Below are 17,212 nucleotides of genomic sequence, written 5' to 3' on the forward strand. Positions count from 1 at the left end.
GAGCGTGGTCAATTACCGGAAACGGCAGGGACCCCCCAACGAACCTTGACTCGGACTTCCCCGCGCGTCGCATCGCCTCATAGCGCATTCATCCGAAAACCGTTACTAACCTGTGACGTCTGGGGCCAACGGACAGGAGATGTTAGAGAGATGGCAGGTCAACGGGGTCGTTTGAACATTGGGCCGAGCCTGGCGATCACCTTGGGGTCGGCCGTCCTGTGGGGTCTGGCCCACCTGTGGACCGGGCGGCGCGCGGTCGGCGTCGCCCTGATGGGGACTTACGTCACCCTCGTCGGAGGGGTCGCGGTCCTCCTCCTCACCTCCCGGGACGAGCTGCTCGCCCTGATCGTCCAGCCGGCCTGGCTGTGGGCCTTCGGGCTGGCCGCACTGCTGTTCGCCGCCGCGACCGTGGCCGTGGTCGTGCGCTCCTACCAGCTCGTCCGGCCGGAGTCGCTGTCCGGCCCGGCCCGGCTGCTGTCGGCCCTCGCCGTGGGCGTGCTGTGCGCCCTGGTCATCGCCCCCATGGCGTACGCGGCCCGGCTCGCCTACGTCTCCCAGCACGTCGTGACCTCGGTCTTCGCCGCCGACAGCGCGCCGATCCCGGTGGACCCCTGGCAGGGCCGCGACCGGATCAACATCCTGCTGATCGGAGCCGACGCCGCGGCCAACCGGGTCGGGGTGCGCACCGACAGCATGACCGTGGCCAGCGTGGACACCCACACCGGCGACACCGTGCTGTTCGGCCTGCCGAGAAACCTGGAGAAGGTCCCGATGCCCCCCGGCCCGGCCCACCGGCACTTCCCCTACGGCTTCGGCGGCGAGCCGCCCTACACCCCCGGCCTGCTCAACGAGGTCTGGCAGTACGCCGAGGACCATCCCGAGGTCGTCCCGGGCGTCCCCCGGGGACACCGCGGCCCCACGCTGCTGAAGCGGACCGTCAGCGGCATCACCGGCCTGCCGGTCCACTACTACGCGATGGTCGACATGTTCGGCTTCGCCGACATCATCGACGCGATGGGCGGCGTGCGGGTCACCGTACGGGACCCCATCGTGTACGGCCGGCAGAACGAGGGACTGATCCCCGCCGGCACCCGCCGGCTGACCGGCGAGCAGGCCCTCTGGTACGGCAGGGCCCGTACCTACAGCGACGACTACGTCCGGATGGGCCGGCAGAAGTGCCTGATGAACGCCGTCGCCAAGCAGGCGAACCCGGTGACGGTCCTCCGGAGCTTCGAGAAGCTGGCCGACGCCACGATGCACGCCGTCTCCACCGACATCCCGCAGGGGATGCTGCCGAACCTGGTCGAGCTGGCGGAGAAGGTGAAGCGGTCCAAGATCCGGACCCTGCAGTTCGTCCCGCCGCTGATCAACACCGCGTACCCCGACTACGACCTGATCAAGCACAAGATCGAGGCCACCCTGACCAGGCCGGCCCCCGCCGTCGTGACGCACCGCGGAGACTCCCAGCGGTTCCGTCCGAACACCGCGACGGTCCTCGACACGGTCTGCGGCTGACCCTCCGGGGGCGTCCGGAACGGCGGGCACCGCACGGACCCCCCGGGGCCCCGTCCGAAACGGCGGGCACCGCGCGGACCCTCCGGGAGCGATCCGGGACGGCGGGCACCGCGCGGACCCGCCGTCCTCATCCATCTCGAAGCTCGCGGCACAGGACCCGCCTCGAAGCGCGCACCGCGGAACCCGTCGCGCCCGGCGCCCGCCGGAGGGGGTCGTGACCAGCTCGTGCCAATTTCCTACTTGACAGGTGGGTAGACTCGGCCTTTATATACGCATAGCCGACTTGTTTAGTAGGAATTAGGAGTGGCCATGAAGGCTCGCAGGGCTCGCGGGGTGGTGGCGGCACTGGCCGCACTGGTGCTCACGACCTTGGCGACCGCCTGCGGGGGATCGGAGACGGCGGGCACCGCGACCGCCTCCGGTGGCGGAGACAAGCTCGCCGAGGTGCGGCTCGGGTTCTTCCCCAACATCACCCACGCCACGGCGCTGGTCGGCGTGGAGAAGGGTCTCTTCGCCAGGCACCTCGGCTCGACCAAGCTCAAGACCAGCACCTTCAACGCCGGACCGGCCGCGATCGAGGCGGTCTTCTCGGGCGCGGTCGACGCCACCTACATCGGTCCCAACCCCGCCATCAACGCGTGGGCCAAGTCCAAGGGCAAGGCCATAAAGATCGTCGCCGGGGCGGCCTCGGGCGGCGTCTCGCTGGTCGTCAAGCCCGAGATCAAGAGCGTCGAGGATCTGCGGGGCAAGAAGATCGCCACCCCCCAGCTCGGCAACACCCAGGACGTCGCCCTGCGTTACTGGCTGCAGCAGAAGGGTCTGAAGGCCGACACCAAGGGCGGCGGCGACGTCAGCATCGTCCCCCAGGAGAACTCCCAGACGCTGCAGACCTTCGCCACCGGCGACATCGACGGCGCGTGGGTTCCGGAGCCGTTCGCCAGCCGGCTGGTCCTGGAGAGCAAGGGCAAGGTCCTCGTCGACGAGCGGGACCTGTGGCCGGGCAAGCAGTTCGTGATCACCCACCTCATCGTCCGCCAGGAGTTCGCCGCCGAGCACCCCGAGACGGTCCGGCAGCTCCTCGAAGGGCACGTCGAGGCCAACGCGGCGATCGAGGCCGACCCGGCCGACGCCGCGAAGACCGTGAACGCGGCCCTCGCCGAGCTGACCGGCAAACCGCTCAAGCAGGAGGTCCTGGACCGCGCCTTCGCCAACATCACCTTCACCGACGACCCCATCGCCTCCTCGCTGACCGCCAGCGCCGACCACGCGATCAAGATCGGCCTGCTCCAGCCCGTCGACCTGAACGGCATCTACGACCTGTCGGTCCTCAACCAGATCCACAAGGCCAAGGGCCGCCCGGAGATCGCCGACAGGTGAGCGCCGGGCCCGCCGTACCCGCCGAAACCACAGAACCCGCAGATCGGAAGGAGGAGGACGTGAGGACTCCGCTCGGAGAACGCGCCCGGGACGACCGGGGCGACCGGAACGGCCCGCACGCCCGGGGCGGCGGGGACGCGCCGGACGGCCGGACCGCCCCGGCCCCGGGGACCATCCGTTCCGGGATCGCCGGAGACGCCGGAACCACCGGGGACGCCGGAGACACCGGGGACACCGGCCCCGCCGTCCGGCTGGACGGCGTCTCCAAGGTCTACGGCCAGGGCAGAAAAGGGCTGCACGCCCTGGACGACGTCACGCTCTCCGTCGCCCCGGGCGAGTTCGTCTGCCTGCTCGGCGCCTCCGGCTGCGGCAAGAGCACGCTGCTCTCCCTGGTCGCCGGGCTGGACAGCCCCACGGCCGGCCGGATCGGCACCGGCGGACGGAAGATCGCCATGATGTTCCAGGAGCCGGCCCTGTTCCCCTGGCTCACCGTCTCGGCCAACGTCGAGATGGCGCTGCGGGTCCAGGGCGTGGCCTCCCGGGAACGTCGTGAGCGGGCGACTGCGCTCCTGGAGACCGTCCACCTGGGCGGTTTCGGCGGCAAGCGCCCGCACGAGCTGTCCGGGGGCATGCGCCAGCGGGTCTCCCTGGCCCGCGCGCTCGCCCAGGACGCCGACGTCCTGCTGATGGACGAGCCGTTCGGCGCGCTGGACGCGATGACCCGCGACCTGCTCCACGACGAGCTGGAGCGGATCTGGCGGGAACGCCGGCTCAGCGTCCTGTTCGTCACCCACAACGTCCGCGAGGCCGTACGGCTCGGCGACCGCGTCGTGCTGCTCAGCAGCCGTCCGGGGCGGGTCGTCGAGCATTTCCCCATCACGCTCGAACGGCCCCGCCGTACCGACTCCGCCGAGGTGGCGGAGATCGCCGGCGCGGTGACGGGCCGGCTCCGGGAGGAGGTCATGCGTCATGGCCGCTGACACCAGGATCACCACCGGCGTCGACGCCGGTCACACCGCGACCGCCACCGCGACCGCCGGGAGCCCCGGGAGCACCGCCGGCCCCGGAGACATCGGAGACAACGGGGCCGGCGGAGGCGGCGGGGTCGATGGAGCCGCCGCGGTCACCGGCGGCGCGGACGGTGTGCCCGCCGACGCCCACGCCCGGCAGCTCGCCGGACTCGACGCGCTGGAGCTGGGCGGCGAGTCGTCCGGTGGCCCGGCCGCCCGCGTCTGGGGCCGCCTGTGGCCGATGGCGCTGGCCGTGGCCATCGTGCTGGCGGTGTGGCAGAGCGTGGTGTGGGCCGGTTTCTGGCCGGAGTACGTCTTCGCCGGGCCCGCCGACGTCGCCCCGGTCCTGCTCGACCGGCTGACCAGCGGCGAGTACTGGGAGGCGATCGGGGTGACGATGCGCCGCGCGGTGACGGGCTTCGCCGTCTCGGTGGCGGTGGGGCTGGTCGTCGGCGCCCTGGTCTCCCGGGTCCGGGTGCTGCGGGCCGCCTTCGGCTCACTGATCACCGGCCTGCAGACCATGCCGTCGATCGCCTGGTTCCCACTGGCCATCCTGCTGTTCGGGCTGACCGAGAGCGCGATCACCTTCGTGGTCATCCTCGGCGCGACGCCGTCCATCGCCAACGGGCTGATCACCGGGGTGGACTACACGCCGCCCATCCTGCTGCGCGCCGGGCACGTGCTCGGCTTCCGCCGCCTGCAGCTCTACCGTCACGTGATCCTGCCGGCGTCGCTGCCGTCGTTCCTGGCCGGGCTGAAGCAGGGCTGGGCCTTCGCCTGGCGGTCGCTCATGGCCGGGGAGCTGGTGGTGATCATCGCTCACCAGTCGTCGCTGGGCGAGCGGCTGTTCTTCGACCGCGAACTCGCCGACTCGGCCGGCCTGCTCTCCACGATGATCGTGATCCTGGCTATCGGCATCGGGGTGGACCTGCTGTTCGAGACGGCCGACACCTCACTGCGCCGCCGCTGGGGCCTCGCGCGGACGAGCGCCTGACGGCATGCGCGTCTCCGCCAGGACCCAGTACGCGCTGCGGGCCGTCGCCGAGCTGGCCGCCACCGGCCCGGGGCCCGTGCCCGCGGAGAAGGTCGCCGCGGCGCAGAACATCCCGCGGAGGTTCCTGGACAACATCCTGTTGCAACTGCGCCGCGCCGGTCTGATCCACAGCCAGCGCGGCCCCGACGGCGGCTACTGGCTGGCCCGGCCCCCCGAGGAGATCACCCTGGCCGATGTGATCATGGTGATCGAGGGCCGGCCCGAGCACTTCAGGAACGACGACTACCCCGGCGTCGCCCGGCCCATCGCGCACGTCTGGAGCGTGCTGCGCGAGCACGAGGAGACCCTGCTCTCCGAGATCACCATCGCCCACATCACCCGGAACACCGTCCCCGGCGGCCGCGCGGAACCGGCGGCCGGGTCTCGCGAGCCGACCGTCCCGTGGGCCGGGGATCCCGCCGGGGGTCCCGCGAACCGGTGACCCGGTCTCCCGGCCGGCCCGCCGGACCGGCCGCGCGGCTCAGTGGAAGACCTTCAGGCCGACGACCCCGGCGACGACCAGCAGCAGGCAGGCGATCCTCGCCAGGGACGCGGAGTCGCCGAGCCACACCATGCCGGCGACCGCCGTGCCGACCGCGCCGATCCCGACCCACACGGCGTAGGCCGTACCGACCGGGATCGACTTCAGCGCGTACCCCAGCCCGGCCATGCTCAGCACCAGCGTGATCGCGAAGATGACGCTGGGCACCGGCCTGGAGAACCCGTCCGACCGGTCCAGGGCCACCGCCCACGCGGTCTCCATCAGACCCGACAACACCAGCAACACCCATGCGAACGTCATCTGGCCGAGCCTCTCACAGTGTTTCCGCCCCCGCTCACCCACCCTCCGTGGCATGATGATCCAGCGGAGTGAAACGGTTTTCATAATCATGATTGGACGGTCGACGTGAGGGTGGCATTCGTCGGTAAGGGCGGCAGCGGCAAGACGACCCTGTCGGCGCTGTTCGCGAGATACGTCGCCGCCAGGGGCGGGCCCGTCGTGGCGATCGACGCCGACATCAACCAGCACCTCGGCATGGCGCTCGGGATGCCGCAGGACGCGCTGCCACGCCCGATGGGCGCGCACCTGACCGAGATCAAGGAGTACCTCCGCGGCGACAACCCGCTCATCTCCTCCGCCGCGGCGATGGTCAAGACCACCCCGCCCGGCCGCGGGTCGCGGCTGCTGCACCCGGGGGAGCCCGACGACCCCGTGCACACCCGCTTCTCGGCCATCACACCCGACGGGCCGCGCCTGATGGTCACCGGCCCGTTCGAGGAGACCGACCTGGGGGTTGCCTGCTACCACTCCAAGGTCGGCGCGGTGGAGCTGTACCTCAACCACCTCGTCGACGGCGCCGGCGAATACGTCGTGGTCGACATGACCGCCGGGGCCGACTCCTTCGCCTCCGGGTTGTTCACCCGTTTCGACCTGACGTTCCTGGTGGCCGAACCCACCCGGCAGGGGGTGGGCGTCTACCGCCAGTACCGCGACTACGCCGCCGACTTCGACGTGCCGGTCGCGGTGGTCGGCAACAAGATCCACGGACCGTCCGACGTCGCGTTCCTGCGCGAGCACGTGGGCGACGACCTGCTGGTGTGCCTGGAGCACTCCGCGGCGGTCCGGGCCATGGAGCAGGGCCGTCCGTTCACCCTCGGCGAGCTGGAACCGGCCGGCATGAAGGCGCTCGGCACGCTTCTCGCGCGCCTGGACGCCCAGGAGAAGGACTGGTGGAAGTTCGGGCAGCAGGCGGTCGAGTTCCACCTGCGCAACGCCAGGGCCTGGGCGAACCGGGCGACCGGCGAGGACCTGGCCGCCCAGGTCGACCCCGGGTTCGTCTTCGGACCCACACGAGTGTCGCTCCCACGCTAGGTGGAGCGGCAGACAAGCCGACCTAGTGTCGGAAAACGTCCCCTTTGCGATCCGCGAGAGGAGAACGCAGCATGTCGCTGACCGTTTCGAAAGATCTTCTCGACCAGGCCAGGACCGGCGAGGTCGACGACGAGGCGTTCGTCGCCTGCGTCCGAGACTCCCTGCCCTACGCCTGGTCGGTGATCACCGAGCTGGTCGAGAGGCGTGAACGCACCGGCGCCGAATTCGCCGACAACACCGTTCCACCGCCGGACGAGCAGGCCCGCGGTCAGCTCCTGCGCTGCCTGGCCAGCGACTCCATGCGCGGCGCCCTGGAGCGCCACTTCGGCATGAGGCTCGCCTTCCAGAACTGCCACCGGGTCGCGGTCTTCGACCCGGCGGCCACCGGCGCCCTCGCCGAGTTCGTCACCGCGAGGTCCCAGATCCTCAACCAGTCACCCGAACTCGTCGACTGCTGACGATCAGAGACTCCTGACCTCGGGGAGCACCTGCTCCCCGAGCCGCCGGATGTTGTCGAGGGTGCGGGCGTGGTCGCCCGCACCCTCGACCATGAGGATCAGGTGCCGCAACCCGGTGGCCGCGGCGGTACGCGCGATCATCTCGACGCAGCGTCCCGGCGAGCCGACCGGGTGCGTGTCGCACAGGAAGTCCACGTACGCCCCGATGTCACGCCGCGGACCGGGCCGGCCGTCCACCGCCACGTGACCGGCCAGCCCCGGCCCCAGCCACCCGGGCATGGCCTCCCTGAGCTCCCGTACGGCCCGCTCGGTGGTGTCGGCCACGTACCCGACGGCCGCCCCCACGTGCCCGGGATCCCCGCCGCCGTCCCGGCCTCCGGCCCCCGGACCATCGTCCCCGTTCTCCGCGGCCAGGCCCTCGCTCGCCGTACGGTAGGAACCGATCATCGCGGCCCGCTCGGCGTCGCCGACGTGCATCCCCAGCAGCATCGGCAGTCCCCGCTCCGCGGCGAGCGCGACGGTCGCCGCGGAGGTGCACGCCACCACCGGCCGCAGCCGCGCGGGCGGGACCACCGGCACCGGACGGAACCGGAAGAACTCCCCCTCCGCCGAGACCGTCCCCCCGCCCAGGGCCGCGCACAGCAGGTCCAGCGACTCGCCGAACCCCCGCTCGAACCGCGCGAGCCCCGTGCCGAACACCTCCAGGTCCACCCACGGGCCGCCCCGCCCCACCCCGAGCGTGAACCGCCCGCCCGAGACCCGGTCGAGGATCGCCGCCTGCTCGGCCAGGTCCACCGGGTGCCGGGTCGACAGCACGCTCACCGCCGTCCCCACCCCGATCCGGGACGTACGGCCCAGCGCCACCCCGGCCAGGGTGGCCGCCGACGGGCACACGCCGTACGACATGAAGTGGTGCTCGGCGATCCACGCGTCGTCGAAACCGGCCTCCTCGGCGACGGCGACCGCCTCCACCGTGTCCCGCAGCACCTCTCCCGCGTCCCGTCCGGGAAAGCCCGCCGCGATCAGAAAGACGCCCATCCGCATGCCGCCCACTGTGGATCAGCGGACCCGCCCGGGAAAGACCAGACCACCGTTACCTCTGGTCCCCGGAGGCCGGTGACGAGATCGTCGTTCACCCGGGCACGAGCCGGACGGCGTGGCACGATCTCCTGTACGTCCACACCGAAGGCGCTTCCCTCGGCCTCTTCGAGCTCATGGCTCTCCAGGAGGAGCTGGAAGACCTCTTCGGCCGCCCCGTCGACCTGGTGGCCAAGCGCTACCTCAACGAAACGATCAAGGACCAGGTCCTCCATGACGCGCGAGTCCTCTACGCGGCTTGACCGGCTCCACCTCGCCGGCGTCGTCACGCCGCCTCAGTGAGCCTTCAGCCGAAGAGCCCCAGTTGGCCCTCGCCCGCCAGTGGGTTGCGGTGCCGCTTGAGGTGGCGCCAGCGGGGGAGGTCGTCGAGATAGGACCACGACAGGCGGTGGTGCTCCGTCGGCCCGCGCTCGGCCAGCGTCCGCTGGTGGACCGGCGACGGGTAGCCCGCGTTGTCGGCGAAGCCGTACTCCTCGAAACCGAGTGAGGCCATGTGGGCGTCGCGGCGGACCTTCGCGACCACCGACGCCGCGGCCACCGAGACGCATGACAGGTCGGCCTTGACCTCACACCGCACCGGCCACGGTGCGCCGAGGTAGTCGTGCCTGCCGTCGAGGACGACCACATCGGGCCGGACCGGCAGCTCGGCCAGCGCCCGGCGGGCGGCCCGGCGCAGGGCCTCGGTCATGCCCAGCTCGTCGATCTCCTCGCACGACGCCTCGCCGTACCCGATCCCGGCGGCCCAGCCGGTGATCTCGGCGGCCATCGCGGTGCGGCGGGCGGGGGCGAGCATCTTGGAGTCGGTCAGCCCCGCGGGCGGCTCCGACAGGTCGGTGACGACGGCGCAGACCGCGACGGGCCCGGCCCAGGCGCCCCGGCCGACCTCGTCGATCCCGGCCACCGTCTTCGAGCCGCCGGCCGCGAGCAGGCGTTCGAGCGCGTAGGAGGGAGGCACGGCCCCGACGTTACCGGTCGGCGGGCTGGACCGGGGCGAGGTCGGCGGACAGCAGGCGCGCGGCGACGTGCAGGGCGCGCAGCGTGACGGCCACGGCGGGACGGTGAACGCTCCCGGCCCGCGCCACGGCGTGGACCTCGCGGACGGTCGGGGAGCCGGGGAGCTCGCGTACGGCGACGCCGCGCACTCCGGCGGCCAGGGTCAGGGCCGGGACGGCCGCGATGCCGATGCCCTTGGCGACCAGGCCGAGGACGGTGCCCAGTCCCTCGAACTCCCACGGCACCGGCCGGGCGCCGCCGACGCCGGCCAGCAGGCGGTCCACGGCCAGGCGGGACGGCTCCCCCTCGGGGGTCGCCATCCACGGTTCGTCGCGCAGTTCCCGCAGGTCGACCGGGTTCTCCGGGTCGGCCAGCCGGTGCCGGCGCGGCACCGCGAGCACCAGGGGGTCGCGCAGCAGCGGGAAGACCCGCAGCGGGGCCGGTTCCTCGCGCGTCCCGCCGTGCCAGTCGTCCACCAGGGCGATGTCCGCCTCACCCGACCGCACCTGCCCGATTCCGCGTCCGGCGGGCGCCTGCCGCATCCGCATGGTCAGTTCGGTGTGCCGGCGCAGCGTCCGGGCCAGGGCGGGCGCGAAGGCGACCGCGGCGGTGGGGAAGGCGGTGACGGCGACGTGACCCGAGGGCGTCCCCGCCTGGGCGGACAGGTCGGACTCCGCGGCCTCCACCATGGCCAGGATGCGCTCGGCGTGCTCGACGAGGCGGCGGCCGGCGTCGGTCAGCGCGGCGCTGCGAGCCGTCCGGTCGAGCAGGGCGGCCCCGGCCTCACGCTCCAGGACCGCGAGTTGCTGGGAGACGGCGGACGGGCTGTAGCCGAGGGCCTCGGCGGTCGCCGCGATGCTGCCCCGGCGGGCGAACTCGCAGATCACCGTCAGGCGGCGCAGATCGAGCATCGGTTTTCCTTACGCCTTCCCACGGTGACCGGTGGTTGTTCCGGGGCACTCACCTCACCATGCTGGGGAGCGTTCCGCAACGACCGGAGGCACCCATGGGCATCGCCCTTTCCGCCACGCTGGCGGCCAACGAGGAGATCGAACGCAGGCGGCTCGCCGGGGAGCGCGTGCTGAACCTCGCCTTCGGCGAGGCGGGTCTGCCGGTCCACCCGGTGCTGCGGGAGCGGCTGGCCGACGCCGCCGGGCACAACGGGTACGGCCCGGTCGCCGGGATCCCGGAGCTGCGCGAGGCGGCGGCCGGGTACTGGAGCCGCAGGGGGCTGCCCACCGACCCGGACTCGGTCGTCTGCGGTCCCGGCAGCAAGGCCCTGCTGTACGGCCTGCTGCCGGCGATCGGCGGCGACATCGTGCTGCCCGTGCCGAGCTGGGTCAGCTACGCCGCCCAGGCGGAGCTGGCCGGGGCGCGCCCGCTGCCCGTCCCGTCACCGCCCGGCGAGGGCGGGGTGCCGGATCCCGATCTCCTCGCCGGCGCGGTCCTGGACGCGCGGTCCCGGGGACGCCGGGTGAGCGCTCTGCTGGTCACGCTGCCGGACAACCCCACCGGCACGCTGGCCGGCGCCGCGACGGTCCGGCGGATCGCCGAACTGGCCCGCGAGCTCGACCTTCTGATCGTCTCCGACGAGATCTACCGCGACCTCGTCCACGACCCGGCGACGGAGTTCCTCAGCCCGGCCGACGTCGCGCCCGAGCGCACGATCGTCACCAGCGGGCTCAGCAAAAGCCTCGCCCTGGGCGGCTGGCGGATCGGCGTGGCCCGCCTCCCCTCGGGGGAGCTGCGCGACCGGCTGCTCGCGGTGGCGAGCGAGATCTGGTCCAGCCCCGCGGCGCCCGTCCAGCGGGCGGCGGCCCACGCCTACACCGAGCCCCCCGAGCTCACCGAGCGGATCGAGCGGAGCCGGCGGCTGCACGGCGCGGTCGCGCGGGCCGTTCACGGGCTGCTCGCCGGGGCGGGTGTCCCGGCCGGCGCGCCGCGCGGCGGCTTCTACCTGTACCCCGACTTCTCGGGGCTGCCCTTCGGCGACTCCGCCGAACTGGCCGCGCACCTGCTCGGCGCGCACGGCGTCGGGGTGCTCCCCGGCCACGCCTTCGGCGACGACCCGCGGGCCCTGCGGGTGCGGATGGCGACCAGCCTCCTGTACGGCGGGACGGCCGAGCGGCGGCTGGCCGCGCTGGCCGCTCCCGACCCCCTGGAGCTGCCCTGGATCGCCGCCTCCCTGGACCGTCTGTCCGAGGTTCTGGGCCGTCTTCGCGCGGGTGCCGGAACGGCCGCCGGACGCCGGCCGCCGCGGGCGTTCGGCGATGCGGGAGCTTGACCGAAAATTTACCTGTGAGCCGACCGCCCCAGGGGTGGGCCGCACGTCCCTGACCTGCGGTTTTGTCGCGAAAAACGGGGCATAGAGGGTGATTCACCCGGTGGACACCGAAACACCCCACATCATTTGGCAAAAGCCCACGTCGGCAGCCCTCATCATGTGCTCATGCCCGCTTTCGTCACCCTGTCCGGGCGCCTCGTGCGCCTGGAGCCGCTCAGCCTCGAGGTCGTCGACGACCTCGTCGCCGCGGCGAGTGAAGACCGCTCCACCTACGGCTTCACTCGTGTGCCCCATGGTCGGGGCGAGGTGGTCTCCTACGTGGAGGCCGCCCTGGCTGAGCAGGCGGAGGGCCGCACGATGCCCTTCGCCATCCGGTGGCTGCACACCGACCGCGTCGTCGGTGCCACCCGTCTCATGAACCTGGAGTACTGGCAGGGCCCCATGCCCTGGCCACCGGGCGCACATGGAGCGGTGGGCGAGGTCCCGTCCGTGGCGGACATCGGTTACACCTGGCTGGCGGCGTCGGCCCAGGGCACCGGTGTCAACCGGGAGAGCAAGTACCTGATGCTCTCCCTCGCCTTCGAGACGTGGCAGGTCCACCGCGTCACCCTCAAGGCCGACGTGCGCAACGCGCGCTCCCGGACCGCCATCGAAGCCCTCGGCGCACACCTCGACGGTGTACGGCGGGCGGAATCCCGAGGCGCCGACGACACGGTCCGAGATACCGCGTACTACTCGATCCTCAGCTCCGAGTGGCCGCTCGTGCGAGAACGGCTGCACGCCCGGCTGGGTCTGGTCGAGGCCGCCTGACCGCACGACGGCCGCACGCCCGGCCCGGTCCGGTCCGGCCGGGACCGTGTGACAGCACGACGGCCGCACGCCCCGCCCGGTCCGGCCGGGGCCGCGCGGCCGAACCGCGGGGAGGGGACCCCTCCCCGCCGTCCGTCACTTCGACGATCTTCTAGGAACGGAGGGCCCGCCCGGGGAACGGGCGGGCCCGAGGTTCGTCCGGGACCCGGCGGACCGGACATCCGCCCGGGAGCGGAACCCGGCGTCACTCGTCGTCGCCGTCGGCCTCGTAGACGTAGTTCCACCTGCCGCACATCTTCGTCCGGCCCTCGCCCTGGTGCCAGTAGCAGACCCGGACCTGGGCGCTGTCGACGTCCTCGGAGGCGAAGTGGAAGGAGCGGTAGCCGCTGGAGCCGCACTTCTTGGCCCAGTAGGTCGACTCGTCGCCGTCGGTGTCCTCGAACTTGACCTGGACGTACCCGCAGAGCCAGCTCGGCGAGTACCTGTCGTAGAGCCTGCCCTCGACGTGGACCCGGTCGGAGTCGTCGGTCCACACCCCGCCCCTGGCCGCCATGGCACGGGAGTGACCGAAGTACTTGGAGTAGTAGGGGCCCCAGCGGTCGTCGTAGTCGTGGCCCGGGGCCGTCACCGCGGTCGCCGTGGTCGCCGCGGCGGTGCCGGAGGCGAGCGTGGCGGCCGAGGCGGGGGAGGCCAGCGCCGGGGTGGCGGCGAGGACGGCCGCGGCGGCGGCGAGGCCGAGGAGGGTACGGGCGGTGGTGCGCATTGCGGTTCTCCAAGGGGGTGAGGTGGCTCCCGTCTCCGTTCGGGGAGCCATGGCTCATTGATAGGACGGACCGCCTGCACCCCGCTTACCGCATCTTTCTTCATACCTGCAATTGACTGACATGTCGGGCATGGCAGCCCCCGTATGGCGCCATGCCCGACATAGGGAATCATCGACATCGAGGCTCAACAGCTGATCAATACCCGATCAACGATGTCGATTGCCACCGAGGGGTAACCACCGCTCTCCTGTGGATCGGGGATAAAGGATCTATTATTTGCGAATAAAACTTCCCATTAGGGCGGAGATCCACGGAATGGCTGATCAGGGCAGCGCGGGCGGGTTGCGCTTCGCCGTACTCGGCCCCGTCCAAGCCTGGCGTGACGGTGGGGAGCTGGACCTCGGCACGCCCCTGCAACGTTCCATCCTCGCGATGCTGCTGCTGCGCGGGAACCGGGCGGTGACCCCGGCCGAGATGATCGACGGGGTCTGGGGCGAGGAGGCCCCGCCCCGCGCGCTGGGGGCGCTGCGCACCTACGTCTCCCGGCTGCGGTCCGTGCTGGAACCGGGCAGGTCGCCACGCACCCGCCCGGAGCTGCTCACCTCGGTGGGCCGGGGCTACGCGCTGCGCCTGGCCGACGACGCCCTCGACCTCGCCCGTTTCGAACACGGAGTACGGCAGGCCGAGGCGGCCCGGGGCTCCGGCGACCTCGCCGCGGCCGCCGGGCACCTGCGGGCGAGCCTGGCGCTGCACACCGGCGAGCCGCTGGCCGGAGCCGTCGGTCCCTACGCCGAGCACCAGCGCGACCGGCTCGCCGAACGCCGGATGAGCGTGCTGGAGACCCTGCTGGACCTCGACCTGGAGCTGGGCCGGCACGCCGACGTCGTCTCCGAACTGATCGCGCTGACCGCCGAGCACCCGCTCCGCGAGCGGCTGCGCGCCCAGCTGATGCTGGCCTACTACCGGTGCGGGCGGCAGGGGGACGCGCTCGCCGTCTTCGCCGACACCCGGACCGTGCTGGTCGGCGAGCTCGGCATCGAGCCGGGACCCGAGCTGACCGCGCTGCACCGGCGGGTCCTCAGCGGCGACCCGAGCCTGGTCCCGCCGCCGCCCGTTCCCGTCCCGGGCCCGGCACGGGTCCCGGCCCCGCCGGGCGCCGGGGAACCGGCCGGTCCCACCACCGGCTCCGCGGGGCCCACCGCGTCCTCCGTACCCACTGTGTCCCCGGCGTCCCCGGCGTCCGCCTCGTCCGCCGGGCCGAACCCGCCGGCGGCCGGGGCGGCGGGTTCCGCACCCGCCGGGAGCCCGGACCGCGACGGGCCGCAGACCGCCGGGCAGCACCCACAGCACCCCCAGCACTCACGGCATTCGTCGCATCCGGCCGCGCCGCCGCACCCGCCGGGCCCGGCGGGTCCCCCGGAGCTGCCGCGGCCCGCGCAGCTCCCCGCGGCCGTGAACGACTTCACCGGCCGCCACCGGATCATCTCCCGGCTGCGCGCCCTGCTGTCGGCCGGGGACGGCGCCGACGGCGTCCCGGTGGCCGCCATCTCCGGCATCGGCGGCGTCGGCAAGACGACGCTCGCCGTACACGTCGCGCACACCCTCCAGGAACTGTTCCCCGACGGCCAGCTCTACGCCGACCTGCGCGGCTACGGCGAGGACCCGGTCGCGCCCGACTCCGCGCTGGCGGCGTTCCTGCGCGGGCTGGGACTGCCGCCCGACGTCATCCCGGACGGCCTGGCCGAGCGGTCGGCGCTGTTCCGCTCGCTGCTGGCCGAACGCCGGATGCTGGTGCTGCTGGACAACGCCCGGGACGCCGAGCAGGTCGCCCACCTGCTCCCCGGCACGCCCGGCTGCGCGGCGATCGTGACCAGCCGCGGCAAGCTGGCCGACCTGACGGCGGCCCGGCTGTTCGACCTCGACGTCATGGAGCCCGACGAGGCGCTCACCCTGTTCGGCACGGTCGCGGGCGCGGACCGGGTGGCGGCCGAACGCGCCGCGGCCATGGACGTCGTCGCCGCCTGCGGATTCCTGCCCCTCGCGGTGCGGATCGTGGCGGCCCGCCTGGCGGCCCGCCCGTCCTGGACGGTCGCCTCGCTGGTGCCCCGGCTGGCCGACGAACGCCGCCGCCTCGACGAGATGCGGGTCGGCAACCTCGCGGTGGAGGCCACCTTCGCCCTCGGGTACGGCCACCTCGGCCCCGATCAGGCCCGCGCCTTCCGGCTGCTCTCCCTGCCCGGCGGACCCGACATCTCGGTCGGGGCGGCCGCCGCCCTGCTCGGCCTGGGTCAGGCCGACGCCGAGGACGTCCTGGAGTCCCTGGTGGACGCCAGCCTGCTGGAGGCCCCGGCGCCAGGCCGTTACCGCTTCCACGACCTGCTCAGGCTCTTCGCCCGCCGGATCGCGGAACGGACCGAGGCCGAGGCGGGGGCCGCCGGCACGGGGGCGGCTGACACGGGGGCGGCCGCGCTGGGCCGGTTGCTCGACTTCTACCTGGCCTCCGCGCGGTCGGCGCACCGCCTCGCCTACGACGGCAGCACGGTCGCCGACCGGATCGCGGTGGCCGCGCCAGGTCACGCGTTCACCTCCGCCGACGAGGCCGTGGCCTGGCTGTCCGCCGAGGCGGAGTCGCTGTTCGCGGCCATCACCCAGGCGTCCGGCGCCCAGGCGTCCGGCGCCCAACCGTCCGGCGCCCAGGTCTCCGGCGGTCAGGACGTCTGCGGGCTGCTGCCCGGCGCGGACCTGCTGCTGGCCATGGAGCCGCTGCTGGAGTCGGGCAGTCACGTCCGCGAGTTCGAGCAGCGGGCCAGGGAGACGCTGACCGCCGCCCGGCGGCTCGGGGACGCCTCCTGCCGGATGCGCTGCCACTACGTGCTCGGCCGGGTGCTGTTCAACGCCAACCGGCTCGCCGAGGCCGAGGAGGAGTTCCGCGCCTCGCTGGACCTGGCCGGCGCGGGCGACGGGATCGTCACCGGCGAGACGATGAACGCCCTGGCCGTGGTGACCGGCCGCCGGCGTCGGCACACCGAGGCGCTGTCCTGGTTCGAGGCGGCGCGGGCCGCGTTCCGGGAGGCGGGCGCGCGCGGCGGCGAGGCCCTGACGCTGAGCTACTCCGCCCGCGACCACCTGTTCCTCGGCCAGGCCGAGGAGGCGATCGCCGCCGCCGAGCAGGGCCTTGCCCTCTTCACCGAGATCGGCTCCGGTCCCGGCACCGCACGGGCCCGCTACCACCTGGGGATGGTGCTGTCGCGCGTCGGGCGGCTGAACGAGGCCGTCCACCACCACGCCGAGTGCCTGGCCTTCTTCCGGGCGAGCCGGCAGCGGGTGTGGGAGCAGCGGGTGTGCTCCCGGCTCGCCGAGACCCTGATCGCCGCCGGGCGGTTCGCCGACGCGACCCGGCACGCCGAGCAGGCGCTGACGGTCAGCCGCGAGATCGGCCACCCGTACGGCGAGGCGCTGTCACTGTGGGTGCTCGGCCGGGCCCTCGAAGGCCTCGGGGACGCCGCCCGCAGCCGCGACTGCCTCCGGCGCGCCCATGACGTCTTCGCCCGGCTCGGCGCCCCCGAGGCCGCCGACCTGCGGGCGCTGCTCGACCGGGCCGCCGCCGACGGCGACCCCGCCACCCGCTGAGACCGCGGGACCGTCCACCGGGGCCGCCGAAGCCGCCGGACCGTCCGTCGAGACCGCCGCGTCGCCCGCCGTGACCGGCGAGCCGTCCGTCAGCGCTCCCTTCCCGCCCGCCGAGGCGGCCGGGGCCGGACCGTCCGCCGCCGGGGCCACCGGCTCCAGCCCGTCGTACAGGCCGTCGTCGAGCCGCGTCATCCAGGCGTGGTTGTTCATCGGGTTCCCGTCTTGGTTCCCGCACCGGGGACCTGACACCGGGCGGTCGGACAGCGAGGGCAGGTGTCCGGCCGGTCGCTGACCGCCGGGGACGCATAGGGGGCCCGGTTGTCCGGCGCGTCTCCCGACGGCCGGCCGCCTCATGCCGGCGACCGGC

General features: G+C 73.2%; 16 protein-coding genes. 11 read left to right on the top strand and 5 right to left on the bottom strand.

Features of this window, described 5'->3' with window-relative positions; genetic code table 11:
• Positions 1 to 171: 171 nt before the first annotated feature.
• From ACFYSC_RS15250 to ACFYSC_RS15270, 5 genes are all read left to right on the top strand, one after another.
• Positions 172 to 1,515, top strand: coding sequence for an LCP family protein (locus ACFYSC_RS15250; RefSeq protein WP_389961396.1), 1,344 nt, complete (start codon positions 172 to 174; stop codon positions 1,513 to 1,515).
• A gap of 309 nt (positions 1,516 to 1,824) precedes the next feature.
• On the top strand, positions 1,825 to 2,892 hold the full coding sequence (locus ACFYSC_RS15255; RefSeq protein ID WP_389961398.1) for an ABC transporter substrate-binding protein: 1,068 nt from the start codon (positions 1,825 to 1,827) through the stop codon (positions 2,890 to 2,892).
• A gap of 185 nt (positions 2,893 to 3,077) precedes the next feature.
• A complete protein-coding gene (locus ACFYSC_RS15260; protein WP_389961842.1) occupies positions 3,078 to 3,872 on the top strand; it encodes an ABC transporter ATP-binding protein in 795 nt (264 codons plus the stop codon).
• Positions 3,862 to 4,896: an ABC transporter permease gene (locus ACFYSC_RS15265; RefSeq protein WP_389961400.1), complete on the top strand. Its 1,035-nt coding sequence runs from the start codon at positions 3,862 to 3,864 to the stop codon at positions 4,894 to 4,896. The genes ACFYSC_RS15260 and ACFYSC_RS15265 overlap by 11 nt, the downstream gene beginning before the upstream one ends.
• A 4-nt stretch (positions 4,897 to 4,900) precedes the next feature.
• Complete coding sequence (locus ACFYSC_RS15270) at positions 4,901 to 5,377, top strand: RrF2 family transcriptional regulator (RefSeq protein WP_389961402.1); 477 nt, start codon at positions 4,901 to 4,903, stop codon at positions 5,375 to 5,377.
• Between the two features lie 39 nt (positions 5,378 to 5,416).
• Here ACFYSC_RS15270 and ACFYSC_RS15275 read toward each other — a convergent pair whose 3' ends face one another.
• A complete protein-coding gene (locus tag ACFYSC_RS15275; protein WP_389961404.1) occupies positions 5,417 to 5,737 on the bottom strand; it encodes a DMT family transporter in 321 nt (106 codons plus the stop codon).
• 105 nt (positions 5,738 to 5,842) lie between these two features.
• Here ACFYSC_RS15275 and ACFYSC_RS15280 point away from each other — a divergent pair, with 105 nt between their 5' ends.
• Positions 5,843 to 6,808: an ATP-binding protein gene (locus tag ACFYSC_RS15280; RefSeq protein WP_389961406.1), complete on the top strand. Its 966-nt coding sequence runs from the start codon at positions 5,843 to 5,845 to the stop codon at positions 6,806 to 6,808.
• 71 nt (positions 6,809 to 6,879) lie between these two features.
• A complete protein-coding gene (locus ACFYSC_RS15285; RefSeq protein WP_389961408.1) occupies positions 6,880 to 7,266 on the top strand; it encodes an SCO5389 family protein in 387 nt (128 codons plus the stop codon).
• Between the two features lie 3 nt (positions 7,267 to 7,269).
• Here the strand turns inward: ACFYSC_RS15285 and ACFYSC_RS15290 are convergent, their stop codons facing one another.
• On the bottom strand, positions 7,270 to 8,310 hold the full coding sequence (locus ACFYSC_RS15290; RefSeq protein WP_389961410.1) for an LLM class flavin-dependent oxidoreductase: 1,041 nt from the start codon (positions 8,308 to 8,310) through the stop codon (positions 7,270 to 7,272).
• A gap of 170 nt (positions 8,311 to 8,480) precedes the next feature.
• Between ACFYSC_RS15290 and ACFYSC_RS15295 the strand changes: the two genes are divergently transcribed.
• A complete protein-coding gene (locus ACFYSC_RS15295) occupies positions 8,481 to 8,606 on the top strand; it encodes a hypothetical protein (RefSeq protein ID WP_389961412.1) in 126 nt (41 codons plus the stop codon).
• Between the two features lie 44 nt (positions 8,607 to 8,650).
• On the opposite strand, the gene ACFYSC_RS15300 is transcribed toward ACFYSC_RS15295, so the two are convergent.
• Both ACFYSC_RS15300 and ACFYSC_RS15305 read right to left on the bottom strand, forming a co-directional pair.
• Entirely contained in the window at positions 8,651 to 9,319 is a 669-nt protein-coding gene (locus tag ACFYSC_RS15300) for a ribonuclease HII (protein ID WP_362932625.1), read from the bottom strand.
• A gap of 10 nt (positions 9,320 to 9,329) precedes the next feature.
• Positions 9,330 to 10,268: a LysR family transcriptional regulator gene (locus ACFYSC_RS15305; protein WP_389961414.1), complete on the bottom strand. Its 939-nt coding sequence runs from the start codon at positions 10,266 to 10,268 to the stop codon at positions 9,330 to 9,332.
• A 95-nt stretch (positions 10,269 to 10,363) separates the two neighbouring features.
• On the opposite strand from ACFYSC_RS15305, the gene ACFYSC_RS15310 reads away from it, so the two are divergent.
• Positions 10,364 to 11,641 carry a pyridoxal phosphate-dependent aminotransferase gene (locus ACFYSC_RS15310; protein WP_389961416.1) on the top strand — a complete coding sequence of 426 codons (1,278 nt, stop codon included), beginning with the start codon at positions 10,364 to 10,366 and terminating at the stop codon, positions 11,639 to 11,641.
• A 165-nt stretch (positions 11,642 to 11,806) separates the two neighbouring features.
• Positions 11,807 to 12,451 carry a GNAT family protein gene (locus ACFYSC_RS15315; RefSeq protein WP_362932619.1) on the top strand — a complete coding sequence of 215 codons (645 nt, stop codon included), beginning with the start codon at positions 11,807 to 11,809 and terminating at the stop codon, positions 12,449 to 12,451.
• A gap of 244 nt (positions 12,452 to 12,695) precedes the next feature.
• Here ACFYSC_RS15315 and ACFYSC_RS15320 read toward each other — a convergent pair whose 3' ends face one another.
• Entirely contained in the window at positions 12,696 to 13,214 is a 519-nt protein-coding gene (locus ACFYSC_RS15320; RefSeq protein WP_389961418.1) for a hypothetical protein, read from the bottom strand.
• Between the two features lie 316 nt (positions 13,215 to 13,530).
• Between ACFYSC_RS15320 and ACFYSC_RS15325 the strand changes: the two genes are divergently transcribed.
• Positions 13,531 to 16,845, top strand: a complete 3,315-nt coding sequence (locus tag ACFYSC_RS15325; protein ID WP_389961420.1) for a BTAD domain-containing putative transcriptional regulator — start codon at positions 13,531 to 13,533, stop codon at positions 16,843 to 16,845.
• Positions 16,846 to 17,212: the final 367 nt, after the last annotated feature.

Source organism: Streptosporangium sp. NPDC004379, assembly GCF_042873875.1.
GTDB lineage: Bacteria > Actinomycetota > Actinomycetes > Streptosporangiales > Streptosporangiaceae > Streptosporangium.

Excerpts from the sequence above, each read along its gene's own strand:
- ACFYSC_RS15255 (WP_389961398.1), top strand. The coding sequence starts at position 1,825 with ATGAAGGCTCGCAGGGCTCGCGGGGTGGTGGCGGCACTGGCCGCACTG.
- ACFYSC_RS15265 (WP_389961400.1), top strand. The coding sequence starts at position 3,862 with ATGGCCGCTGACACCAGGATCACCACCGGCGTCGACGCCGGTCACACC.
- ACFYSC_RS15270 (WP_389961402.1), top strand. The coding sequence starts at position 4,901 with ATGCGCGTCTCCGCCAGGACCCAGTACGCGCTGCGGGCCGTCGCCGAG.
- ACFYSC_RS15275 (WP_389961404.1), bottom strand. The coding sequence starts at position 5,737 with ATGACGTTCGCATGGGTGTTGCTGGTGTTGTCGGGTCTGATGGAGACC.
- ACFYSC_RS15285 (WP_389961408.1), top strand. The coding sequence starts at position 6,880 with ATGTCGCTGACCGTTTCGAAAGATCTTCTCGACCAGGCCAGGACCGGC.
- ACFYSC_RS15290 (WP_389961410.1), bottom strand. The coding sequence starts at position 8,310 with ATGCGGATGGGCGTCTTTCTGATCGCGGCGGGCTTTCCCGGACGGGAC.
- ACFYSC_RS15295 (WP_389961412.1), top strand. The coding sequence starts at position 8,481 with ATGGCTCTCCAGGAGGAGCTGGAAGACCTCTTCGGCCGCCCCGTCGAC.
- ACFYSC_RS15305 (WP_389961414.1), bottom strand. The coding sequence starts at position 10,268 with ATGCTCGATCTGCGCCGCCTGACGGTGATCTGCGAGTTCGCCCGCCGG.
- ACFYSC_RS15310 (WP_389961416.1), top strand. The coding sequence starts at position 10,364 with ATGGGCATCGCCCTTTCCGCCACGCTGGCGGCCAACGAGGAGATCGAA.
- ACFYSC_RS15315 (WP_362932619.1), top strand. The coding sequence starts at position 11,807 with ATGCCCGCTTTCGTCACCCTGTCCGGGCGCCTCGTGCGCCTGGAGCCG.
- ACFYSC_RS15320 (WP_389961418.1), bottom strand. The coding sequence starts at position 13,214 with ATGCGCACCACCGCCCGTACCCTCCTCGGCCTCGCCGCCGCCGCGGCC.
- ACFYSC_RS15325 (WP_389961420.1), top strand. The coding sequence starts at position 13,531 with ATGGCTGATCAGGGCAGCGCGGGCGGGTTGCGCTTCGCCGTACTCGGC.